Here is a 19,760-nt window from a genome sequence, read left to right on the forward strand (position 1 = left end):
TATCAATGATGAAGCCCCATTTGGCTTCAAAATGCCGTTTTAACCACCACACCCTATCACAGATCCTTCCAAAACAAATTTCAATATAAAAAATACAGGTGTTTCTTCTCAATCCTCTTCAATTGAAAAGTGCTCTAGTTGCGAGAATGTTGAAAAAACAGGCTAATGTATGAACTGGTTAATGCAATTTCATTGTTGCTGACTATGCAGTCAATGAAATTGAAACTGCCATATTTTTCATTATATTTCAAGTGAATAAAAAAATTCGAAGGAAATATAATGTCTCTACTAAGCAAGCTACTGTTCGGCAACTGCTCTTCTGATGAGGATGTCACAACAGCATCAAACGAGAAAATGCAACAGCTTAACCCTGGATCGGGTTTGCCCCTAGTTAACAATGGATGTGTTGATGTTGGTGGTTATGTATATGGTGATGGCCCTGCGAGGGAGGTTGAGGATACAGTGAACCATAATCACGTTCTGTCCCAAGATACCCTGCATTCAGCTTTTAGTGAAGACACAAGTTCCTCTTTGGACTCGACGTGCAACCTAACCAATGACGACCACTCATTATCGTCCGATCATGATATTTGTAACGATGATTTTATGTAAAAAATCTTGGGAAAAACTTTTTTTAATTATTTTTTCATTAAAAATCATGTGGATGCACAAAACCCCGTAAAACGGCCATCGGAAATTTGAAATTTTTTTATAGCATGACCTCAGTTTAATTATCGAGGTAACTTGCTATATGAGAAAAATACGTGTCGCTAAATACATCAACGAATACCTGGCTGATGATCCAGTTTCATCACAAACAGTCATCAACTGGATCAAAAGTGGAGAACTGAAAGGCGCTAAACGCGGGGGGATTTGGCTCGTGCATGTTGATGATCTTAATGAATCGATGACATATGAATCCCCGAAAGACGTTTGTCTAAGACTGTTGATGGGGGCTAACTAATGGTTGCTAAAGAAGTGGGACGTAAACGAAAAACTAAAAACGAAGATCTGCCTTTAGGGCTTTACTCTCGTAAAGTGCGGGGAACGTTGCGTTACTTTTACAGGAACGAAGCAGGAAAAGATACTTATTTCCCAGAGCATTGCCCTCTAGATGCAATCAAGCAATCTGTAGTCAAGTTTAATAAAGAAAATCGTAACAGTGATAAACGTATAAGGTCGCGAGCAGATAAGTACAACGTTCGTGTGCATAAGGTGTGGCCTAAGATAAAGCAAAATCTCGATGAAGAAAATGAAGGGAAGTCTAAAAGTACGCTGCAAACGTTTGACAGAGACTGTGAACGCTTTATCGACTTCTTCGGAGATTACTTCACAAAAGAGATTACGCTAGAAGATATTAACGAGTATCTGGATAAGTATCATGCAGGTGCATCCGTTAACGTCCGAAATAGAAAAGTCCTCTTCCTAAGATGCGTGTTTGCTGAGCTGACAGATATGAGCTACATGGAGCGAAACTGCGCTAACGATAAAAAAATCAAGAAAAGGTCTAAAAAGGCTAAGTTAAAAGCGCCAGTTCGTATCTCTAAGTATGCGCTCATGATGATGGCTGACGTAGCTGAGCCATTTCTTAAAACCGCGATAATGCTTTCACTACAGACCTGTCACGCGGTTAATGAGATTGTGAATCTGAAATATTCAGACTGTCACTATTTTGCGAGTCCAAAGGTGTATTGTAGTGATTCAGAAACCTATCTAGAACCAAGCGAAGATACTCCTGATGAACTTCTTGTGCATGGAATGATGTGGATATCCAGAGAAAAAAACAAGCAATGTGCAGCCTCGAATGTTGAAATTCCAATTACAAATGCAATGATGGAGACTATTCAAGCGTCTGTTGAGGATTTGGGAGTGACATTTTCAAAAGATATCGAACCGAGTTGCCCGTTCATTATCCATAGAAAAAAGCGCTATCATAATGTTAACTATTCAGATGAGTTTGAACATCCGTGGCAGCTAAAGTCGGACTACCTAAGTAAGCAGTTTTCTAAACTCCGAGATTCTTTGGATATATACCTCGATATAGAAGACCGGAAGCAGCGTCCTGGATTTCATGAAATTCGATCCCTAGCTATTTATCTACACGATAAGCAAGCGAAAGATGAAAAAGCAACCATGACTAGGGCTGCACATTCCGATATGAAAATGACTCAACGCTACAAGGAAGGGCATGACAAATACAAACGAGTTCCTCCATCCACCGTCACACTTTGATAACGAAAACCGCCGATTTATGGCGGTTTTTTTATGCCAGAATAGCAGTAATTATCCGTCCCAAAATACAGTGGTTAAAATTACATAACTTGTTGTTTTTGTGAGTTTTGCTGTTTTTTGGGATTTTATGGTTTTTGAGGCAGGTTTTGGGATGTTATTTATATTAAATTACTGTTTTACAATGATTTATTATTTTGGTATTATTTTCGTGACGCTAAAATGGGGTGTCAGGGGTCGGAGGTTCAAATCCTCTCACACCGACCAACTTCTCTACTCCCCTTGAGTGGCTTGACATACAGCCATTCAGTTTCTAAAAATATCCACGAATTAACGAACTAAAGAAAGCCGTTGGGTCACTTTCTGGGTCACTTTTTGGGTCACTTTTAGTTCTGGTTGTTGCTAATTTGAACAATGGTTATTGACGATGGATAAGAAGTATCTCAAGAGAGCATCATCTGGTTTATGGCTATATCGCCGCAAGACTCCTGTATTATTGAAAGACAAGTATGGCTCTAACTACATTCAACACACGCTAAACACGCACAGTTATCATGAGGCCATCTTAAAGCGTAACGCGATAAACGCTGATATAGAGATGGAGCTGGCTCATGTGAAGCGCGGTTCAAACGACAAGGCCAAGTTCTTTCATTACTACTCGCAATGGCGTAAGGAGTATGAGGAACGACAAGCTGAGCTTTCCAAGGAAGATTTATATAACCCGATGGAAGACGCTGAGCCAGAGCAACTTGTAGACAGCGAAGAGGACGCAAAAAGTCCGGCTGTCAAAGCTGCATGGACTGCTATGAAGACCGGCAAAATTCCTGAAGAGTATCAACCAACAATATCCGAGCTGGCTGAAGAGTGGGCTAAGTGGGCAGAGGACAAGAAGAACGCTAAGTACGTGTCTGCTATGTCTACTTATGTGAAAGCTCTGGTTGCATTCCTGGGACGTGATGAACTGCCTTGTAATGTTACTTCAGGTCAGGCTCAGCGCTTCATTGATGGGCTGCTTGAATCAGGCAAGTCAGCAAGCACTGTGACACACTACAAGTCTAAGTTGCAGGAGTTGTGGCGTTGGGCGGTTACCAGAGAGCGAGCTTCTGGCGATAATCCGTGGTTAAACACTAAGGTTGAAGCTAGCCGTAAGAAGAGCAAGTCAGAACACTACCGTAACTTCACGGACGATGAGCTGACTGAGATCTTAGCCAAGACTGAATACGACAAGCTTAACAGTAAAACTTGGGCTTACCCGTAAGCTCTATACGCTCTGCCTAGACTGCTGCCATTCTTAGGTACGCGCCTGAGTGAGCTTGCATTGGCAAAGACCGAGCAATTCGTTGACGTAGAGGGACGCTTGTTCTTCGAGGTTAGGGAAGGGAAGACGGTTAATGCTCAGCGTATAGTGCCTGTATGCCCAGCCATTAAGCCACTATTACAACAAGTAATAGAGCGAGCTGGTGATTCACCTTGGTTGTTCCCAGAAGTGGGCAATGCTGTCATTGGTGCTAATGAGGCTGTGAACAGTATATCGTCCAAGTTCGGTAAGCTGACGAAAGGCTTTGCTAAAGTTGAAGGCTACAAGACTGGTCTGCATTCATTCCGTGGTCACTTTGCTACAGCTTTGGAGCAAATAGGCTGTCCAGAAGAAATCGCTACGAAGCTGGCAGGGCACAAGCAGTTGTCACTGACCTACAACCTTTACAGTAAATACAAGAATAAGGATGAACTCTGGCAGTACGTTGAGAAGATTGAAAAAGCGCGGTGTTTAACAGCTATTGCTGAGTACTCATTGATGGTGGACAATGAGCGCGTAGACAGTTTGCCAAGTTGAGTCGGTCTGCATTGGTGTAGTTATTTTTAAAGGGAATTATGAAAACACTAGAAAGAGCCAAAGCTCAAAAGTCATTATCAAAAATTGAGTCGGGTGACTTTGACGAAAACGATGTCGATAACATTTTCACGCGACTCAGGGCTTATTGCCGTGGTCACAAAATTTTTCACGAGGTGTCACACTTCGTCGCTCATAATGATGAAAGAGACAGAGGACTGACGTTCGAGTCTCTAGAGTCTGTTTACTTGAACGTCAAGTTTTTTCTAGAGTATGCTTCTCCAAAAAAGCCTCTGGACATTAGGAAACCTTTTCCTCTGTATATAAAAAAGCTACTAAGTTTTCAGGCTGACAAGTGCGCAGATGTAGAGTTGAAGAAGAAGTTTAATGTTAGTCGGGATAGGTTGAAAAAAAGGATAGATTCAATATTTGCTGAGGATAAAAAGAAGCAAGTTGCTTACCTACGCAAACCCAAAGTATCTGAAGACAACTTCAAAGCTATACAGCATTTGTTGGGCTTCATTAGTACTAGGCCCGCTTTTAGTCAAGAGCAACTAATATCAGAATTTATTGCAGTACTGGAAGCAAACAAGCTTCAGTTTAACGAGGAGGCACTGCGTAAGCATTCAGGTCGGATTACTGCCTGTGTTCTGTTGTTGATAAACGATGCTGAGTTTAAAGTTAGTCCCCATAAGAGTGGCTATTGTAAAGTTTCTTGTGAACAGCCCTCGGTATCATACAAACAGACATTCGTTGATAAAGATGGTAATCCAGTTGAAAGAGAAGAGTCTCATGGCAACCTTCTACTAACTGGACATGTCATTCTGGATAAAGATGGTAAAGATCTAACTATCGCTTTCGCTATTATGGACACGGAACTTCCGGCTGAAGACTGGTGTGATGAAAGTATGTTCTATATAGAGCCTCTGTCTGAGAAAGCCCCAAGTTTCCTTCAAAAGAAAATAAATTTTGAACCCAGCTTATGTCTAAATTCTGAGGGCAAGTTAGGGATATTAGGTACCGACTGACGGTAATGCTCTTGCGTTCTTCTTCAGGCTAATTTACCGCAAAAATCTGAGTGGGCACATCGACAGTGATGAAGCCCCATTTCCCCCCCGTACCCCTATGCCTCCAGAAAAAGCCTTTAGCTGGACTCAGGCCATGAACTTTCCGTTCACTTACAGCATAACAATCTGACGGCCTATAGCCACGGCTCAGGGTGTCCCCGACTTATGCAAGAAAAAGTCAGAGCGCATGACAATGACAACGAACAAACAATAAGAATACAACGTCATGGCATACGCTCCTGACTATCAGCTTGTCTGGTCGCCGGTGTTCACGAAAGTAATAGATAATGAACAGATCACTTGGCCGTTCAAATACCGTTCATTAATATAATGTTTACGTAACTTTTAGGCTTTAATGAAAAAAGAGTGAACATGACTAGTCGACAGATTGGATATGCACGGGTATCGACTACTGGACAGAAGCTGGATGTGCAGCTTAACGCTTTGCAAGCCAGAGGCTGCACGAAAATTTACCAAGAGAAGCGCTCAGGTAAGACAGCAGACGATCCTGAGCTTCAGAAGATGCTCGACTATGTACGTGAAGGTGAAGCTATTGTTGCCACTAAGTTCGACCGTCTAGGTCGTTCAGTAGTTGACCAAGCGAACATATCCAAGCAACTGGACGAGAAAGGCGTTGGCCTTATTGTCATTGATCAAAGCATCAACACTACTACGCCACACGGCAAGCTGATGTTCCATATGCTTGCTGAGCCCTTTATATGTAATCAAACCATTTGTAGTGACTAGATCGTATTTGAATATCAACGTTTCTTTTTCTGTCATTCTTCCCCAAATTACCTTCCCTCATTTATCAGGAGTTATATTGCTGGACGAAATCAGCTTTATTTCTGCCTGTATTGTTTATTTCAGGATGATCGTAAAATTTACCACTACCAATGAGCCAGAACACTTTATCAACATTGTATGGCGATACACGATTAGCCAATGCGATTTCTACTATTATTTTTTGAATTTGATAAGGGGTAAGTTTTGAGTCGCATAGGCCAACACCAGAAAATATATCCATGATATGAACATCAGGTTTACCATAGTTGATAAAGCCGAGCTCCTTCAAAAAGTCACATGCTAGAGGATACCCAATACCATAAATTTCTTGCTCGAGTATAAGTGGCAGAGCAGCTAGGGAGCGTGGGTCATTATAGTAGTGATTTGCCCAAGAGTAGAATTCTTGGCCAGAGTTAAATTGTGATAAGAAATTAGCTGCACTTAAAGCAGTTTCACAATATCTTGGCCAGATACTTTGTGGTGTCTTTCGAACTTTACCGGTAGGTTTCAGTTGGGATTCGATTTCATTAAGTAACGCAAAATGATCTTCATTGTATTTCTCTACAACGTTAATTGGGCAGAAGTCGCAAAGAACAATACCGAGCTTGTCTACTCCTCCAATTGACCCACCGATAACGCCAGCTTTCATGTTGGCATTCTGTGCAGATGATAAAAGTCGATAATACAAATTCTCAATGCTGGTGATATTTACGCTTCCATCTGACAGCGATATATAATGCTCTAAAATTGTTTCAGCATCTGCTCGATTGATTCTTTCGATTAGGTAACTTTTCGCACTTTCATAAAGGGTTACAAGCGATTTTTCATTCATTAGTTAAATCCTTTTATTACTAGTATTTGATATGAAGTTTAGGGGATATTCATCAAAAAAACATTTTATGAAAGGCTCTAAGTGAATCTTTCTATTTCTTGAACGAAATATCCAATACTAAAATAGGAGACTCAAGCGCGTAAATTAGGTAGTAATAATCTGGATTGCAGGAAAGAGATGCGTAAATTAGGCAGCAAAGCCTGAGTCCAGCATTGATTAAACTCTTGTAACTAAGGGCCTTACTAATAACTAAAATTGCATGAGTATTTTTGAATTTGAATTCGCTTACAGTTAGTGACAGTGACCTTTGCCTTGAATTAGCTTATCGACGCAAAAAGAAGGGGGAAGCTTTTATTTATACTCACGCTCGAATGCTCCTTATGAAGTGTTAACAAAGCAGCAAGCTGAAGAGTGGATAGCTGCGAATATCAATAACAAAAGTACAATGCTCAAGTAGGTCAACACCCTCTCTGTCAGGTTAAAAATCACATAGTAAAACTTTTAATTTTTTAAAAACTTTCTAATACTGTTGATATCTACCTGTTGGAGTTAATCGAATGGAAGTATTGATTAACTCTACTCACAATAGCTCGATCAGTGTATCAAGGACCGAAATATGACTACCTATGCTCATTTGTATCCCAGCCTGGAAGGGACTGAAAACTACAGTAAGAAAAATGCGCTGGCACTGGCATTGCTCGCTAAACTGGCTTACGAAAAATCCACTGTTGGCAGAAAGGTTGCCAGGCAGCAATGGGGCTTTAAACACTATCAGTATTTCACGGTTAAAAAGGGTTCTGATGTGGATACTCAGGCTATCCTCTGTGCTAATGATACGGATGTGGTGATTGCTTTTCGTGGTACTGCCGAGATGAAAAACGACTGGTTAACCAATTTACAGGCAGTCAGAGAAGCCGGCCCATTGCGCAAAACGCTTGCTCACGAGGGATTTCAGGATGCTTTGTTTCCTGCGGTTATCCGTATTGTAAATGCTATTGATAGCCGGCTCACCAACAGTAAAAGGTTGTGGATCACCGGTCATAGTCTGGGCGGTGCTTTGGCTTCACTCTTTGCGGCAATGCTGATAGAGAATAAGTACAACGTTTATGGGCTGTATACCTACGCTAGCCCCCGCCCGGGCGATGCAACTTTTGCTGATAATTTAAATGCTGCGATTAAGGGGCCGCATTTTCGTATAGTTAATGAAAGTGATGTGGTACCCCATGTACCGCCAGAACCTTTTTTCTCGCACCCGGGTTCACGGAAAATATTAAAAGAACAAAGAGTGGTAGACGATAATCGCTCCTGGTTTAAAGAGAGGATCAAAGCGCTCAAAGACTTTGTTGAGCGCGTCGGTGACACCTTTGATGTAATTGATAACCATAGCCTGTGGGGCGGCGGCAAATCTTACATTGAACGCTTGCTTAAAGACTACGAAAGGGATTAGCTCTTAGTCGTTATCTCACAAACAATTCAGGGAGCTTTTGCTCCCTGTTTTAGCTAATGCTGTGATACTAATTGTCCGGCTAAAAAATATTAAACCCATTGGGATTAAACAGCTGGATAACGCTGATAAGTTGTACGTTGGTTTCGTCTAAGGCGTCCTCGGTGTCTTCTTCGCTAAAGTTAAGGGCCTTTAGCAGATCTGCTCTTGAAGGGCGGTGCTCTATGTTCCTTCCCAAACTTACGTTTTCTTCTGATAAAAGGTAGGCGAGTTTTGCAATCAGGGCATCTTCGTCTAATGCGGCAATATCATTGTTAAGCAGTTTGGATATTGGCATGTAAATGCTGGCTGGTAAGCCCCAGTCTTTAATCAGAGCAGCAGAGAAGTCGCAATAGGTAAAGCCTAACACCTGACGTTGCAGGTAGGTGGAAGACGTGATTTCATCGGTATTGTTGCAGAGTTTGGCTTGTTCCGGGGCCAGCTGTGCAATAGCCAGCTCGCCAATATTATGCAACAGGCCAGTTACAAAAAATCGTTCTGATTCGCGGATCCGTTTAACACTGGCAAAGTGTTTGGCCAGCAGCGCACAGCTGACACTTTGTTCCCAAAAACGGTCGATATCAATTACGCTGCTATCCATATCCTTAAAGGTATGGGATACGCCGTAAGATAACGCCAGGTCGTAAGTCGCCCGTGTGCCGATTACCTGTACTGCACGGGAAACGGTTTCGATAGGTGAGGTGAAGTTATATAACGAACTGTTGGCGATTTTTAGCAACTGGGAGGTCAGCGTGGGATCAAAGGTAATAATTTCGGCCACATCATTGATACCAGATGTTTCGTCTTCCATGCATGACTTTAACCGGGTAACCGAGTCTGGCAGTACAAACACTGATTCCGCTTTTTTAACAAATTCCGCTAAATTCATAGGTTACTTCACTTTTGGTTAGTCGCAGTCACCGCAGCCAAACGACATACACTGTAATAATCTTTAGTACTGATTGTTGGAAAAATGCAGAGCGATAGTTGAGAGGGTTAAGTACATCGGTGGAGTAATCACTGAACTTAAACTACTACTCATACTGACTTTGTTAAAAGTCACTATCAAATATAGTTCAATTGTGAGGTCTGTGCGGTAATGCGGTTAAAATAAGCAAAAAAATCGAAGTAAGGTAAGGCGGCCTGCTTTACAGACCGCGACACAATGCTATTGCGCTAAAACGTAGATCTCGCCGTCAATCAGCCCCTGAATAGTTAGTTTTTGGCTGGATAGGGCATTTAAATAGTTAATGTGCTCCGCCTCAATGGTTTGGCCTGGCACCAGCAATGGAATACCTGGTGGATAAGGCGTGATCAGCGCGGCGGCAATTCTGCCCACACTGTCTTGTAGCGGCACGGTTTCCCGCTTACCAAAAAAGGCTTCAGAAGGCAGCATTGCCATGCTGATTGGCGGGATTTTATTGGGTAGTTCTTTTTGGTGATTACTGCGGCGCAACGAAACGTGCCCGGAGTCGAGCTTATTTAAGGCATTATACAAGCGCACGATTTTAGAGCGCATACCGCCAAAGGTAAGCAATACAAGCAGCGTACTGTGGGTGAACTTTTCAATTTCCAGGCCTACTTCGTCCATTAAAAAGCGGTGGATCTCCTGGTTGGAGTAAGACAGCTCAGAGATGTCGATGAGTATTTTTAACGGGTCGTGACCAATGTTATCGCTCTCGAAATGCCCAAACATTTGTTTAAAGTCGTCTGGGCCTAAGATACGGATTCGTTTAAATTTTGCGGCTTGCTCCTTAAACTCGCGAACATGGTTAAGCAGGTTATTGATAACCTTAAACCCTTCCATTTCGAGCTGCTTACGACACACATCCAGCGACGCAATAAGATGGTATTGCGGAGAGGTACTGGTATGAATGGCGTAAATTTCTTTAAAGAAATCCTTGTCAAAGTCCGGATCGTTAATGTGGATGTAAGACGCCTGTGAAAACGCCGATACCACCTTATGGGCAGAGTGAGTCACGTAGTCTGCACCGGCATTAATGGCCGAATAATCGCGGTACTGAGGATGAAACAGCGAATAGGCAAACCACGCCTCATCAATAAACACCTTGATACCAAACTGATGGGCAAAATCGACCACTTGTTTAAGGTCAGTCAACAGCCCGTCGTAGGTACAGCCAGTCAGCACAATGAGTCTGGCATCCTGATTCTCGCTGATAAATTCTTTTAATTGCGTAAGCGACGGTGGGGCAAAAATGCCAAATTTAGGGTCCAGAATGCTATCGAGATAAAGGGGCAGGGCGCGGGCCTGCACAATGCCGTAATGCACTGACTTATGACAGTTGCGGTCAACGATGACCTTGTCACCCTCGCGTAGTAAGGTTTGCAAAATAATTTTGTTAGAGGTGGAAGAACCATTGGTCACAAAATAAGAATGTTTAACCTCAAAAGTGTTGGCCACCAGGTTTTGCGCTTTACCGATAGCATTGGTACCGTCGGATAATGATCCCAGTGAATCCACGCTTACCGATAAGTCACTGATAAACATGTTGCGACCAAAAAACTTATAAAAGTCGTTGATATAGCTGGAGCTTCTGAAACTCGCGCCGCCGCTGTGACCAGGTGTGTGCCAGGAGTCATTGGTTTCCTGAGCGTACTTTTTGTAGGCTGTCCAGAAAGGCGTTTCGCTGCGATCATCAAAGTCGTTAATAATATAAGCCAGGCAGGATTCGGGATCCGTCGCAATATCATGCAGTGCAAAAAAAGCTTCTATTTTGTTGGAGCGACTGACAATATCAAAGCCCACATCATCTTCGCCGGTCACGTAAAGCGGTACTTCCAATCGGCGGGATTTAACCGCATCGATAATGGATGTGTCGGGTAATAAGTTTTCGTGAGTTTCCCAGTTTAACAACACCGCCTGGATATCGCCGTCGGACTCAAGCGCAACAGTTAGCTCTACATTTGAATGCACCGCTAAAAATTCCATCACAATATCTTGTCTGTCTACCACGGCCACTACCGATTCCAACTGTTGCTGGGTGGCCCCAAGGCGTTCCTGATTGTGATCGATAATAAGCACTTTTAAGCAGGGTAAAGCAGTCACGGGCGATCCTTTTTTCTTTATATTTCGTGAGCATTGATAGTATCGGATGGGCGTCACGATAATTAAGGTTTACCGAATTCGCTACCTCAGTAATAAAGGTTAGCCGGCATTGTCCAGAGCACTGTTTCAGGTTTTGCGCTGGTCTTAACAATTCGGTGATTAAGTGCGTGAAAAATAAACCAGGATGACTGTATTGCATAGCGAAATATTAATGATTAAGCTGGTTTTTTTATAATTGGTTGTCTCAATACGGCAGGGCTTTTAAAAAGCGCCGGTTGAAGGAGTAGTCGGTGAAAAAAGCGATATCAGGGAAGTATCAGCTCGCTTCTTTAATGTTACTAGCGGGTTTAACCGGATCATTGCCGCCTACAGGCTTGATATTAAGCTCGGCCTATGCTGCTGAGGCCGTTTCACCAGCGGCCTTTACCAGCCTGACAAATCAGTTGCATGAGCTTCTCGAAAACAAACAATACGGCGAGCTGCTAACGGAATCAGAGCGCTATTTTGCACAGTCACTAACGCCCGAACAACAAGCCAAACTCACGCTTATTGAGCTCAAGGCACTGATCAAATATAAAGATAAACAGGGGGCCGAAGTAGCCGCCGCCATCGCCAATACCAAAAGCCGCCTGGATAAACTGTTAGTCAACTTAAATCAGCCCACACTGCAAGCAGAATTGGCGTATCAACAAAGCCAGCTGGCCTTTTATAAAGGGGACTATGAACAGGCTGAACAATACAACCAGCAGGCGTTAAGTTTTATCAACGGCGAAGAAACCGAACTGGCCAGTAATGCTTATTACTTTTTAGGCGCATCTCAGGCCCGTCAGGGCAACTTTACTGAGGCAGTCGAGTCGATGCTGACTGGCCTTAAAATTACCGAGGATCTCGGTCAACCATACAGCCTGCGCCAGTTGTTGGGTATGGGCGCTATGTACAATTTGCTCGGTGATATGCAAAGCGCCGTAAAGTGGACAGAAAAAGCCCTGGATATTGCTACGCCGGGTTCGTCGCAAATGATGACGGTTAAAAATAATTTAGCCAGCTCGCTGGTGGAATCAGGCCGAATTGAAGAAGGCATTGTGCACATGCGTGATTCAATTCAAATTGCCGAAACCCTGGGGCTTAATAATTTCTCGGCGATTAACAATCTGGGTTACACCTACATGTTGGTGGAAAAATACGATGAGGCTCTTACGTATCTCAATCGGGCCCGCGAATACTATCAGCAAAATCAAATCATGCCCTTACAGGCCATGACGCTAAAAAATATCGGCGAGGTGTACAGTCATAAAGGTGACTATCAGCAGGCCGCTGACTATTTTGCACAATCGCTGGCGATTTATCGTGAGCATGAGTCGGTAAAACCCCATTTAGAGCTTTATCCGGTGATGATAGACAACCTCACTAAGCTCGAACAGTACAAACAGGCATTGGTGTTGATGCAGGAGTATAAAGCGCTGGCTGATGAAACCAACAGCCTTGAATCCCAGAAACACATCAACGAGCTGACCACTCGCTTCGAAGTAGAGCTTAAAGAAAAAGAGCTGGAGCGCTTATCGCTGGAGCAAATACTGCATCAGGAGTCTATTGCGGCGCTGGAAAACGAACAGCGTATCGATCAAAAAATTAACCTGATGATGGATATCATCGTTGCCAGTTTAACCGTTACGCTGGGCATTTTACTGGTGTTATTACGTTATCGAAGTCGCGCTCATACCAAGCTCAAAACCAAGAATGAAGATATTACCGCGCTTAATAAACAGCTAACCGAGCTCGCCCGCATTGATACCTTAACGGGGTTGTATAACCGCCGTTATCTAACCGATTTTGTTAACGCTGAAACCAAACGGTTAATGCGAAAATCGCCGGATACCCAGGCCGGAGAGTGGCTGCTGATAGCACTGGATATCGATCACTTTAAACAATTTAACGATAAATATGGCCACGCTGCTGGCGATATAGCACTGGTTAATTTTGCTCGTCAATTGCAGGAGAGCGCCAGGGACAGTGACTTTGTTATTCGCTGGGGTGGCGAAGAGTTTTTGTGGTTGTGTAAAGGCATGACATTAAACGATGCCAACAGCTTGTATCATCGCTTAACCCAGCGACTAAGTCAGCACCCACTGGATATGAACGGTGAATTTTTACCCATAACCTGTTCAGCTGGCATGGTGCATTTTCCGCTGACTTTAGCCGATGATCAGGCCTGGCAGGTAACTATAGAACTGGCTGATCGCGCTTTATACAAAGCTAAAGAGCTTGGGCGCGCGCAATGGGTGGGTTATGTGGCCAATCAGGCAACCCCTGATTCTATTACCCTTGAATCGTTAACCGAGCTCATTAGCAGCGGCGCGATAACCGAGATTCAGGGTAAGCAACAAACCGTTTAGTGGGTTAGTTGTCGCTGAGGATGATGGAAACTTTAGCGACCTACCAGAACAGTGGCGTGGTCGAACACTCTGGAAGGCTGCTGTTGTATAAGTTCCAGCGTGGTTTCGGACACATTTTCGTTTATCGAAATCACCCCCGTCCAGGTGTTGCGGTTATTCCTTTTAGCTGCGTACAGCGCGGCATCAGCAATACCTACCGTACTTTGCCAGTCAACCTCACTAAAGTAACGCTGAGATAGCGGATAGGCCGCAAAGCCAACCGAGCAGGTCACATCAATACTGGTGTCGGTGTTAACGGAGTAGGGTTTGCTATTAACCGCTTTAACAATACGCTCGGCGATCAACTGGCCTTCCTGACGAGAGGTGGCCTGTACAACAGCCAGAAATTCCTCACCTCCCCAGCGTATGACATAGTCCGTGTCACGAAAAATACCCGACAAACGCTGTTTGGTTTCTATCAGTACTTTATCACCGGTATTGTGGCCATAGGTGTCGTTAATGCGCTTAAAATGGTCCAGATCGATAACAAAAAACAACACGTCTGCGTGGTAATCCGGTATGGTGTGCGTGCGCTCGCAACCATTGTAGTAACGATGCACTATGCTCAGATCACGCTGAATATTCTGGCTTAAAAAACGCCGGTTATACAAACCTGTTAATGCATCGGTTAAGCTGGCTTTTTCCAGTTCTGCCGCCTGTTGGCTGAGTTTCTGATTAGCCGCTCTAAGCTGTGCAGTACGAGCCTCAATTTTAGCTTCCAGCTGAGCCTGTCGGTAGCGATAGTGCCTTAGCCCCAACCTGTGCAGTAATACGATTGCGATAAACAACAGTGCGATAGCGCCTGTCCGCGCAAAAAGGGTTTGAAACCAGGCTGGTGCTACCTCAAATGTTTGTTTGAGTCCCAGCGGCTGCCAGTCGAAGCCGTTTTCAGCGTATTGAACTTCCAACTGATAAATTCCGGGGGCGGGCTCCAACAGCGTAACAGTCCGATGGTTTGAATCAAGATACGTCCAGCTATCGTCAAGTCCTGCCAAACGGTAGCGGTAACTTAGATGCGCAGGATCCCAGTAATCCAGCGCGATAAACTCAAAGGCAATACGCTTAGGTAAAGGGGCGATCCGGATGGCCTCACCATTGGTAGCGGGAGTTAAACGGTTATTGTTACTATCCGTAACGGTAAGGTCGGTAAGTACTATTTTTAACGTGCGTGATGGTGCATTTACCAGCGATGGTGAGAGCACGGTAAGCCCGTTAGCGCCGCCAAAGACCACTTCGTTTTGTGCAGTAACGGTTGCAGCGCCGCGGCCATAGGGCGCATTGATTGCATCGATGGCGCCAGCCACTACTTTTACCTGCATGGTCCGTGGATTTACCGCTGCAATTCCGCCTGTTGTAGCCAGCCAGACATGGTTATTGGACTCTCCGGCAAAAGCCGATACCTGATTGCCAGGCAGGCCTTGTTTGGTGGCCAGGTGTGTCCAGTTGGCCTGCTGTGGCTCATAAATAAATAAACCGTTGCCGGAAGTCGCAACCCATAATTTCCCCAGACTGTCTTTAAATAAATCGGCGATAAATTGTTTGCTAAGGCCTGGATGGTTAACGTCACTGATTGTATCACTGCGTAGCAGGCCATGAGTTAATTTACCTTGCATCAGGCCTTGCCAGGTGCCAATCCACAGGGTGTTGCTATCTGCTAATAACGAGGCAATGGCTTGCTGCACTACAGGTTTACCATCTTCCAAGTTCGCTATGCCTGGCAACGGTTTTTGTTGTTGCCACAGCCCATCGGTTCCGCCTACCCACAAGGCTCGCTCAGATTCGGCAAAAGCGGTGGAGAATAAGCGTTGACTACGCCCGCCAATACTTAACGGGGTTACTTGTTGGGAGTCGGGCGAAATAGCAACGGTGGCAAAATTAGCCGCAGCTAAGAGCTGGTTATTCTTATCGACAAACAGGGTTTCCACCGGATCGCCAGAGTTTGGCCACAGTCTGGAAATCACGCCTTGACTGGCACTGAGCATTTCCACGCCTTGATCGCCAGCGGCAACAGCCAGAGTGTTACCGATAATGGCCAGTGCTTTGACTTTGCGGTGCGACAGACCGCCTGGTTGGTTAACGTCTGCAAAAATGTGCTGCGGAGCGTTACTGCCCGCGCGATAAACTTGCAGCGAGTCGCCACTGCCAACCCACACCAGTGAGTCAGTGCCTGCATAGACAGACCAGATATTATTATCGGCAACGCCCGCCGGTAACAGGCGGTTATGTAAAAACTGGCGCTGTTGATGGCTGGCCAGATCAAGCTCTATAAGGCCTTCGCCAAAAGTGCCAAGCAGCAGAACGTCGGGCCTGATTTCAGCAATACTGTAAAGCCAGGGAGTGGCATTGTCAGGCAGGTTTTCTTTAGCAAAGGTGCCATCGACTTGCTGTATAAACAAACCGTCAGCGGCCGTTCCTACTATCAGTTGGCCGGACGTTGTACTGGTTATTGCGCTTACACGGGCTTTTTGGGGAAAGAGTGTAAGAAGACTCAGCGCCGCAGTTTCACCCTGATTTAACTGACTGGTATATAAACCTTGTGAAGTGCCCACCCAAAGGTTTTTTTGACTGTCGGAGAAAAGAGCATGAATCCGCCGCGGATCAGGCATTTCAATGGTGATAAAGCGGTTTGTAGCAGGAGTGTATTGGTATAAAGCTTTATCAGAAGCCAGCAGGAGTACTTCAGTATCTTGCAGCTCAACCGCGGTGCCGCGGATAAGTGACAGGCCGTTTATCAGCGATGGCGCTTCAACATGAAACTTTACAGTTCCCGGAGTTTGCTTAAACAGGCCGTGACTGGTGCATGCCCATACGGTGCCATTGGTGTCGGTAAAACCATTATACACGGTCACCGGCCCATTAAAGGAAGAAGGAATTAACAACTGCGCTTTTACTAAGGATTTCGAATCCCAGCGCCACAGCCCATTGCCCGCAAAAAGCCACATAAACCCTTGCTGGTCTTGTACCATGCTGCTGATTTCGCCCTTAACCGGAGCCGATGCATCCAGGGGAGAATAAAAGGCCGGTTGCGAAAGTTGTCGCCATTCACTGCCATGCGCATGAGTGCTCGCCATTAACAGTAAGCCCGACATCAGCAGGCAATTACATAATACAGTTAAGATTAACTTAGTGAGCACAGGCTTCCATTCCAGACATCGCAATAAACCAACAGGGTCACTGTTGGGTTTATACCACTGAACAAGTGGCTGAAAGTTAACCGTTAGTATAAAGACTAAACAAACCTGTGCCAATGGTTAGCGGTCACGCTTTAGGTATAAGGATTATCAAAGCGGGCTGTCAGTAAGCCAAAGCTGTCAGACAGTCTTTCAGGCAAAACTGATCACCTGGCGGAGTCAGGCAGTAAAAACCTTGAATAAAATTTATAAAAAGGGGTTTCATGACAGCCAAATCAAATTTAGCCGAATTTAACGAATGGATAGAAAGTCGCTATCCGCATCAGCCGGAATTTCTGCAGGCCACCAAAGAGCTGGCCGAAGATGTAATGCCTGTTTATAACGCTCATGCCGATTACAAAAGTTACAACGTGCTAAAACGCCTGAGTGAGCCTGAAAGGATTGTAAACTTTGCCGTGCATTGGGTTAACGATAACGGCGAGGTTGAAATAAACCGCGGCTGGCGGGTGCAGCACAGTGGCTTAATTGGTCCTTACAAGGGTGGTTTGCGTTTTCATCCTACTGTTAATGAGTCTGTTTTAAAGTTTCTCGCCTTCGAACAGTCCTTCAAAAATGCCCTTACTGGCTTGCCCATGGGCGGTGCCAAGGGCGGCTCCGAATTTAATCCTAAAGGCCGCAGTGACAACGAAATTATGCGTTTTTGCCAGGCATTTATGCAGGAATTGCAGCGCCATATTGGTCCGCAAACCGATGTGCCGGCGGGTGATATTAATGTCGGGGCGCGCGAAATAGGGTATTTGTACGGGCAGTATCGTCGCATGCATAATAAATTTGGTGGCAGTCTTACCGGCAAGGATATCGATTTTGGCGGCAGCCATGTGCGAACAGAAGCCACCGGATTTGGTTTGATTTATATGCTCGAATGCGTACTGGTACAGCATAACGACAAGCTTGAGGACAAACGCATCGCGATTTCTGGTGCTGGTAACGTGGCGCTTCACGCCGCGTTAAAAGCCACTGAGCTGGGGGGCAGGGTGATCAGTTTATCTAACAGCCGGGGCTGTTACATTAAAGAAGAAGGCCTGAGCACAACTGCTATTCGCTGGGCCATCGACAATCGTATGAGCGAAGATAATGTGCTGACAGCACTCACCGAACAGCACGGCGGCAGCTGGTTTGAAGGTAGCAAGCCATGGGGTTTTCCAGCCGACATTGCATTGCCTTGCGCTACCCAGAATGAACTGGATGAATCGTCGGCAAAGCAGTTAATTGATAATCACTGTGGCTACGTACTGGAAGGCGCCAATATGCCTACCACCCATCAGGCTAAAACGCAGCTTACTAACGCTGATATCGTATTTGTGCCTGGTAAGGCGGCTAACGCCGGGGGCGTAGCACTTTCTGGTATGGAGATGTCACAAAACGCGGCGTTTGAACGCAAGAGTTTTGCTACACTCGATGATGAACTCAGATCCATTATGGCCCATATTCATCTGCGCTGCGCCGAGGAAGGCACAGAAGGAGAGCGGGTTAACTACGCCAAAGGCGCTAATATTGCGGCGTTTCGGCAGTTGGCCAATGCTATGGTGGCACAAGGGGTTTAGTGCAGATATAAATTAAGGCAGACATAAAAAAGCAGCGCCTAATGAGCGCTGCTTTCAGGTTATCAGTGCGGCAGATTATTCTGCGCTTAATGATGCCATGTCGATAACAAAACGGTGCGCCAGATCGCCTTTTTCAAGCTTTTCAAAAGCGCTGTTGATTTCTTCCATTTTGATCATTTCACAATCTGGATAGATACCGTGCTCGGCACAGAAATCCAGTACTTCCTGAGTTTCTTTAATGCCACCGATTAACGAACCGGCAACACGACGACGACCCATGATCAGCGGTGGAGACATCAGCTCTTCCATTGGGCCAACCTGGCCAACAATCACGATAGTGCCGTCAATGTCCAGAAGCGGAGCATACACACCAACATCATGCTTAACCGGCGCAGTATCGATGATTAAATCAAGCGAGCTGCCAGCCGCCTGCATGGCGTCTTTGTCGGTAGAAACCAGAATGCCTTTGGCGCCCATGGCTTTGGCTTCGGCTTCTTTTTTGTCAGAGCGGCTGATAACGGTAACTTCAGCACCCATGGCAGCAGCCAGTTTAACTGCCATGTGACCCAGACCACCTAAACCAATAACACCAACGCGAGTACCTTCTTTTACTCCCCAGGTACGAAGTGGTGAAAAGGTGGTGATACCGGCACACAAAATAGGCGCCGTCTTAGCCATATCCATACCTTCTGGCACACGCAGAACAAATTCTTCACGCACAACAATATGCTTTGAGTAACCACCCTGAGTGATTTCACCAGAGATGCGGTCCGGCGCTCCGTAGGTTACGGTCATACCGTTACGGCAGAACTGCTCTTCGTGGTTATGACACTGGTCACATTCCTGACAGCTATCGACCATACAACCCACGGCAACGTTTTCACCTACTTTGTAGTTTTTAACGTCATCACCAATGGCGGTAACCACACCCACAATTTCGTGGCCAGGAATAAGCGGATAAGGCTGCGGGCCCCAGTCGCCATTGACTGTATGCAGGTCAGAGTGACAGACACCACAGTAAAGAATTTCGATTGCAACATCATTGGCGCGCAGTTCGCGGCGCTCAAAATGATAAGGTTTCATGTGAGCATCGTCTGAATATGCAGCGTAGCCAACTGTTTTCATACTTTTACCTCTGTGTTAGGTGATTAAAAATAGCGTTGAAGCCTGAGCAGTATTATGGACCACACAAGCTAAAATTGATGTGCCTAATCCTGTTTGGCTATTGCCTGATAGTGTTGGATTAAGCTGCCAGTTAAACATAAGTACTTCACTAACTTGGGTTTTGATCAGTTATT

Annotated in this window: 15 protein-coding genes; 10 read left to right on the top strand and 5 right to left on the bottom strand. The window is 45.1% G+C overall.

Features of this window, described 5'->3' with window-relative positions; genetic code table 11:
- The first annotated feature begins 279 nt into the window (after positions 1 to 279).
- From BFC17_RS06915 to BFC17_RS06945, 7 genes are all read left to right on the top strand, one after another.
- Positions 280 to 612, top strand: a complete 333-nt coding sequence (locus BFC17_RS06915) for a hypothetical protein (RefSeq protein ID WP_070175723.1) — start codon at positions 280 to 282, stop codon at positions 610 to 612.
- Between the two features lie 139 nt (positions 613 to 751).
- On the top strand, positions 752 to 964 hold the full coding sequence (locus BFC17_RS06920; protein ID WP_070175724.1) for a helix-turn-helix domain-containing protein: 213 nt from the start codon (positions 752 to 754) through the stop codon (positions 962 to 964).
- A complete protein-coding gene (locus tag BFC17_RS06925) occupies positions 964 to 2,232 on the top strand; it encodes a site-specific integrase (protein ID WP_070175725.1) in 1,269 nt (422 codons plus the stop codon). The genes BFC17_RS06920 and BFC17_RS06925 overlap by 1 nt, the downstream gene beginning before the upstream one ends.
- Before the next feature lie 424 nt (positions 2,233 to 2,656).
- Entirely contained in the window at positions 2,657 to 3,487 is an 831-nt protein-coding gene (locus BFC17_RS06930) for a DUF6538 domain-containing protein (protein ID WP_070175726.1), read from the top strand.
- A gap of 45 nt (positions 3,488 to 3,532) precedes the next feature.
- On the top strand, positions 3,533 to 4,063 hold the full coding sequence (locus BFC17_RS06935) for a tyrosine-type recombinase/integrase (RefSeq protein WP_268235966.1): 531 nt from the start codon (positions 3,533 to 3,535) through the stop codon (positions 4,061 to 4,063).
- A 38-nt stretch (positions 4,064 to 4,101) separates the two neighbouring features.
- On the top strand, positions 4,102 to 5,088 hold the full coding sequence (locus BFC17_RS06940) for a hypothetical protein (RefSeq protein WP_070175728.1): 987 nt from the start codon (positions 4,102 to 4,104) through the stop codon (positions 5,086 to 5,088).
- 411 nt (positions 5,089 to 5,499) lie between these two features.
- Positions 5,500 to 5,874, top strand: coding sequence for a recombinase family protein (locus BFC17_RS06945; protein WP_229680893.1), 375 nt, complete (start codon positions 5,500 to 5,502; stop codon positions 5,872 to 5,874).
- Between the two features lie 64 nt (positions 5,875 to 5,938).
- Here the strand turns inward: BFC17_RS06945 and BFC17_RS06950 are convergent, their stop codons facing one another.
- Entirely contained in the window at positions 5,939 to 6,745 is an 807-nt protein-coding gene (locus BFC17_RS06950; protein WP_070175729.1) for a hypothetical protein, read from the bottom strand.
- A gap of 616 nt (positions 6,746 to 7,361) precedes the next feature.
- Between BFC17_RS06950 and BFC17_RS06955 the strand changes: the two genes are divergently transcribed.
- Positions 7,362 to 8,192 carry a lipase family protein gene (locus BFC17_RS06955; protein ID WP_070175730.1) on the top strand — a complete coding sequence of 277 codons (831 nt, stop codon included), beginning with the start codon at positions 7,362 to 7,364 and terminating at the stop codon, positions 8,190 to 8,192.
- Between the two features lie 79 nt (positions 8,193 to 8,271).
- Here BFC17_RS06955 and BFC17_RS06960 read toward each other — a convergent pair whose 3' ends face one another.
- Together BFC17_RS06960 and BFC17_RS06965 are read right to left on the bottom strand one after the other, a co-directional pair.
- Positions 8,272 to 9,117 (bottom strand): HDOD domain-containing protein, encoded by an 846-nt coding sequence (locus BFC17_RS06960; protein WP_070175731.1) that lies wholly within the window; start codon positions 9,115 to 9,117, stop codon positions 8,272 to 8,274.
- Positions 9,118 to 9,396: 279 nt separating this feature from the next.
- Complete coding sequence (locus BFC17_RS06965; protein WP_070175732.1) at positions 9,397 to 11,295, bottom strand: aminotransferase class I/II-fold pyridoxal phosphate-dependent enzyme; 1,899 nt, start codon at positions 11,293 to 11,295, stop codon at positions 9,397 to 9,399.
- Between the two features lie 290 nt (positions 11,296 to 11,585).
- On the opposite strand from BFC17_RS06965, the gene BFC17_RS06970 reads away from it, so the two are divergent.
- Positions 11,586 to 13,688 (top strand): diguanylate cyclase, encoded by a 2,103-nt coding sequence (locus tag BFC17_RS06970; RefSeq protein ID WP_139142017.1) that lies wholly within the window; start codon positions 11,586 to 11,588, stop codon positions 13,686 to 13,688.
- Positions 13,689 to 13,720: 32 nt separating this feature from the next.
- Here BFC17_RS06970 and BFC17_RS06975 read toward each other — a convergent pair whose 3' ends face one another.
- A complete protein-coding gene (locus tag BFC17_RS06975) occupies positions 13,721 to 16,798 on the bottom strand; it encodes a ligand-binding sensor domain-containing diguanylate cyclase (protein ID WP_175439537.1) in 3,078 nt (1,025 codons plus the stop codon).
- A 323-nt stretch (positions 16,799 to 17,121) separates the two neighbouring features.
- On the opposite strand from BFC17_RS06975, the gene gdhA reads away from it, so the two are divergent.
- On the top strand, positions 17,122 to 18,462 hold the full coding sequence (gene gdhA / locus BFC17_RS06980) for an NADP-specific glutamate dehydrogenase (protein WP_070175735.1): 1,341 nt from the start codon (positions 17,122 to 17,124) through the stop codon (positions 18,460 to 18,462).
- Positions 18,463 to 18,537: 75 nt separating this feature from the next.
- Here gdhA and BFC17_RS06985 read toward each other — a convergent pair whose 3' ends face one another.
- A complete protein-coding gene (locus BFC17_RS06985) occupies positions 18,538 to 19,587 on the bottom strand; it encodes an NAD(P)-dependent alcohol dehydrogenase (protein WP_070175736.1) in 1,050 nt (349 codons plus the stop codon).
- Positions 19,588 to 19,760 lie beyond the last annotated feature (173 nt).

Origin of the sequence: Marisediminitalea lipolytica (assembly GCF_001758465.1) — a bacterium.
Taxonomy (GTDB): Bacteria; Pseudomonadota; Gammaproteobacteria; order Enterobacterales; family Alteromonadaceae; genus Alteromonas; species Alteromonas lipolytica.

Bases quoted from the DNA above. Each gene is read 5' to 3' on its own strand.
- BFC17_RS06920 (WP_070175724.1), top strand. From the start codon at position 752: ATGAGAAAAATACGTGTCGCTAAATACATCAACGAATACCTGGCTGAT.
- BFC17_RS06925 (WP_070175725.1), top strand. From the start codon at position 964: ATGGTTGCTAAAGAAGTGGGACGTAAACGAAAAACTAAAAACGAAGAT.
- BFC17_RS06950 (WP_070175729.1), bottom strand. From the start codon at position 6,745: ATGAATGAAAAATCGCTTGTAACCCTTTATGAAAGTGCGAAAAGTTAC.
- BFC17_RS06940 (WP_070175728.1), top strand. From the start codon at position 4,102: ATGAAAACACTAGAAAGAGCCAAAGCTCAAAAGTCATTATCAAAAATT.
- BFC17_RS06955 (WP_070175730.1), top strand. From the start codon at position 7,362: ATGACTACCTATGCTCATTTGTATCCCAGCCTGGAAGGGACTGAAAAC.
- BFC17_RS06930 (WP_070175726.1), top strand. From the start codon at position 2,657: ATGGATAAGAAGTATCTCAAGAGAGCATCATCTGGTTTATGGCTATAT.
- gdhA (WP_070175735.1), top strand. From the start codon at position 17,122: ATGACAGCCAAATCAAATTTAGCCGAATTTAACGAATGGATAGAAAGT.
- BFC17_RS06915 (WP_070175723.1), top strand. From the start codon at position 280: ATGTCTCTACTAAGCAAGCTACTGTTCGGCAACTGCTCTTCTGATGAG.
- BFC17_RS06985 (WP_070175736.1), bottom strand. From the start codon at position 19,587: ATGAAAACAGTTGGCTACGCTGCATATTCAGACGATGCTCACATGAAA.
- BFC17_RS06960 (WP_070175731.1), bottom strand. From the start codon at position 9,117: ATGAATTTAGCGGAATTTGTTAAAAAAGCGGAATCAGTGTTTGTACTG.
- BFC17_RS06975 (WP_175439537.1), bottom strand. From the start codon at position 16,798: ATGGCGAGCACTCATGCGCATGGCAGTGAATGGCGACAACTTTCGCAA.
- BFC17_RS06945 (WP_229680893.1), top strand. From the start codon at position 5,500: ATGACTAGTCGACAGATTGGATATGCACGGGTATCGACTACTGGACAG.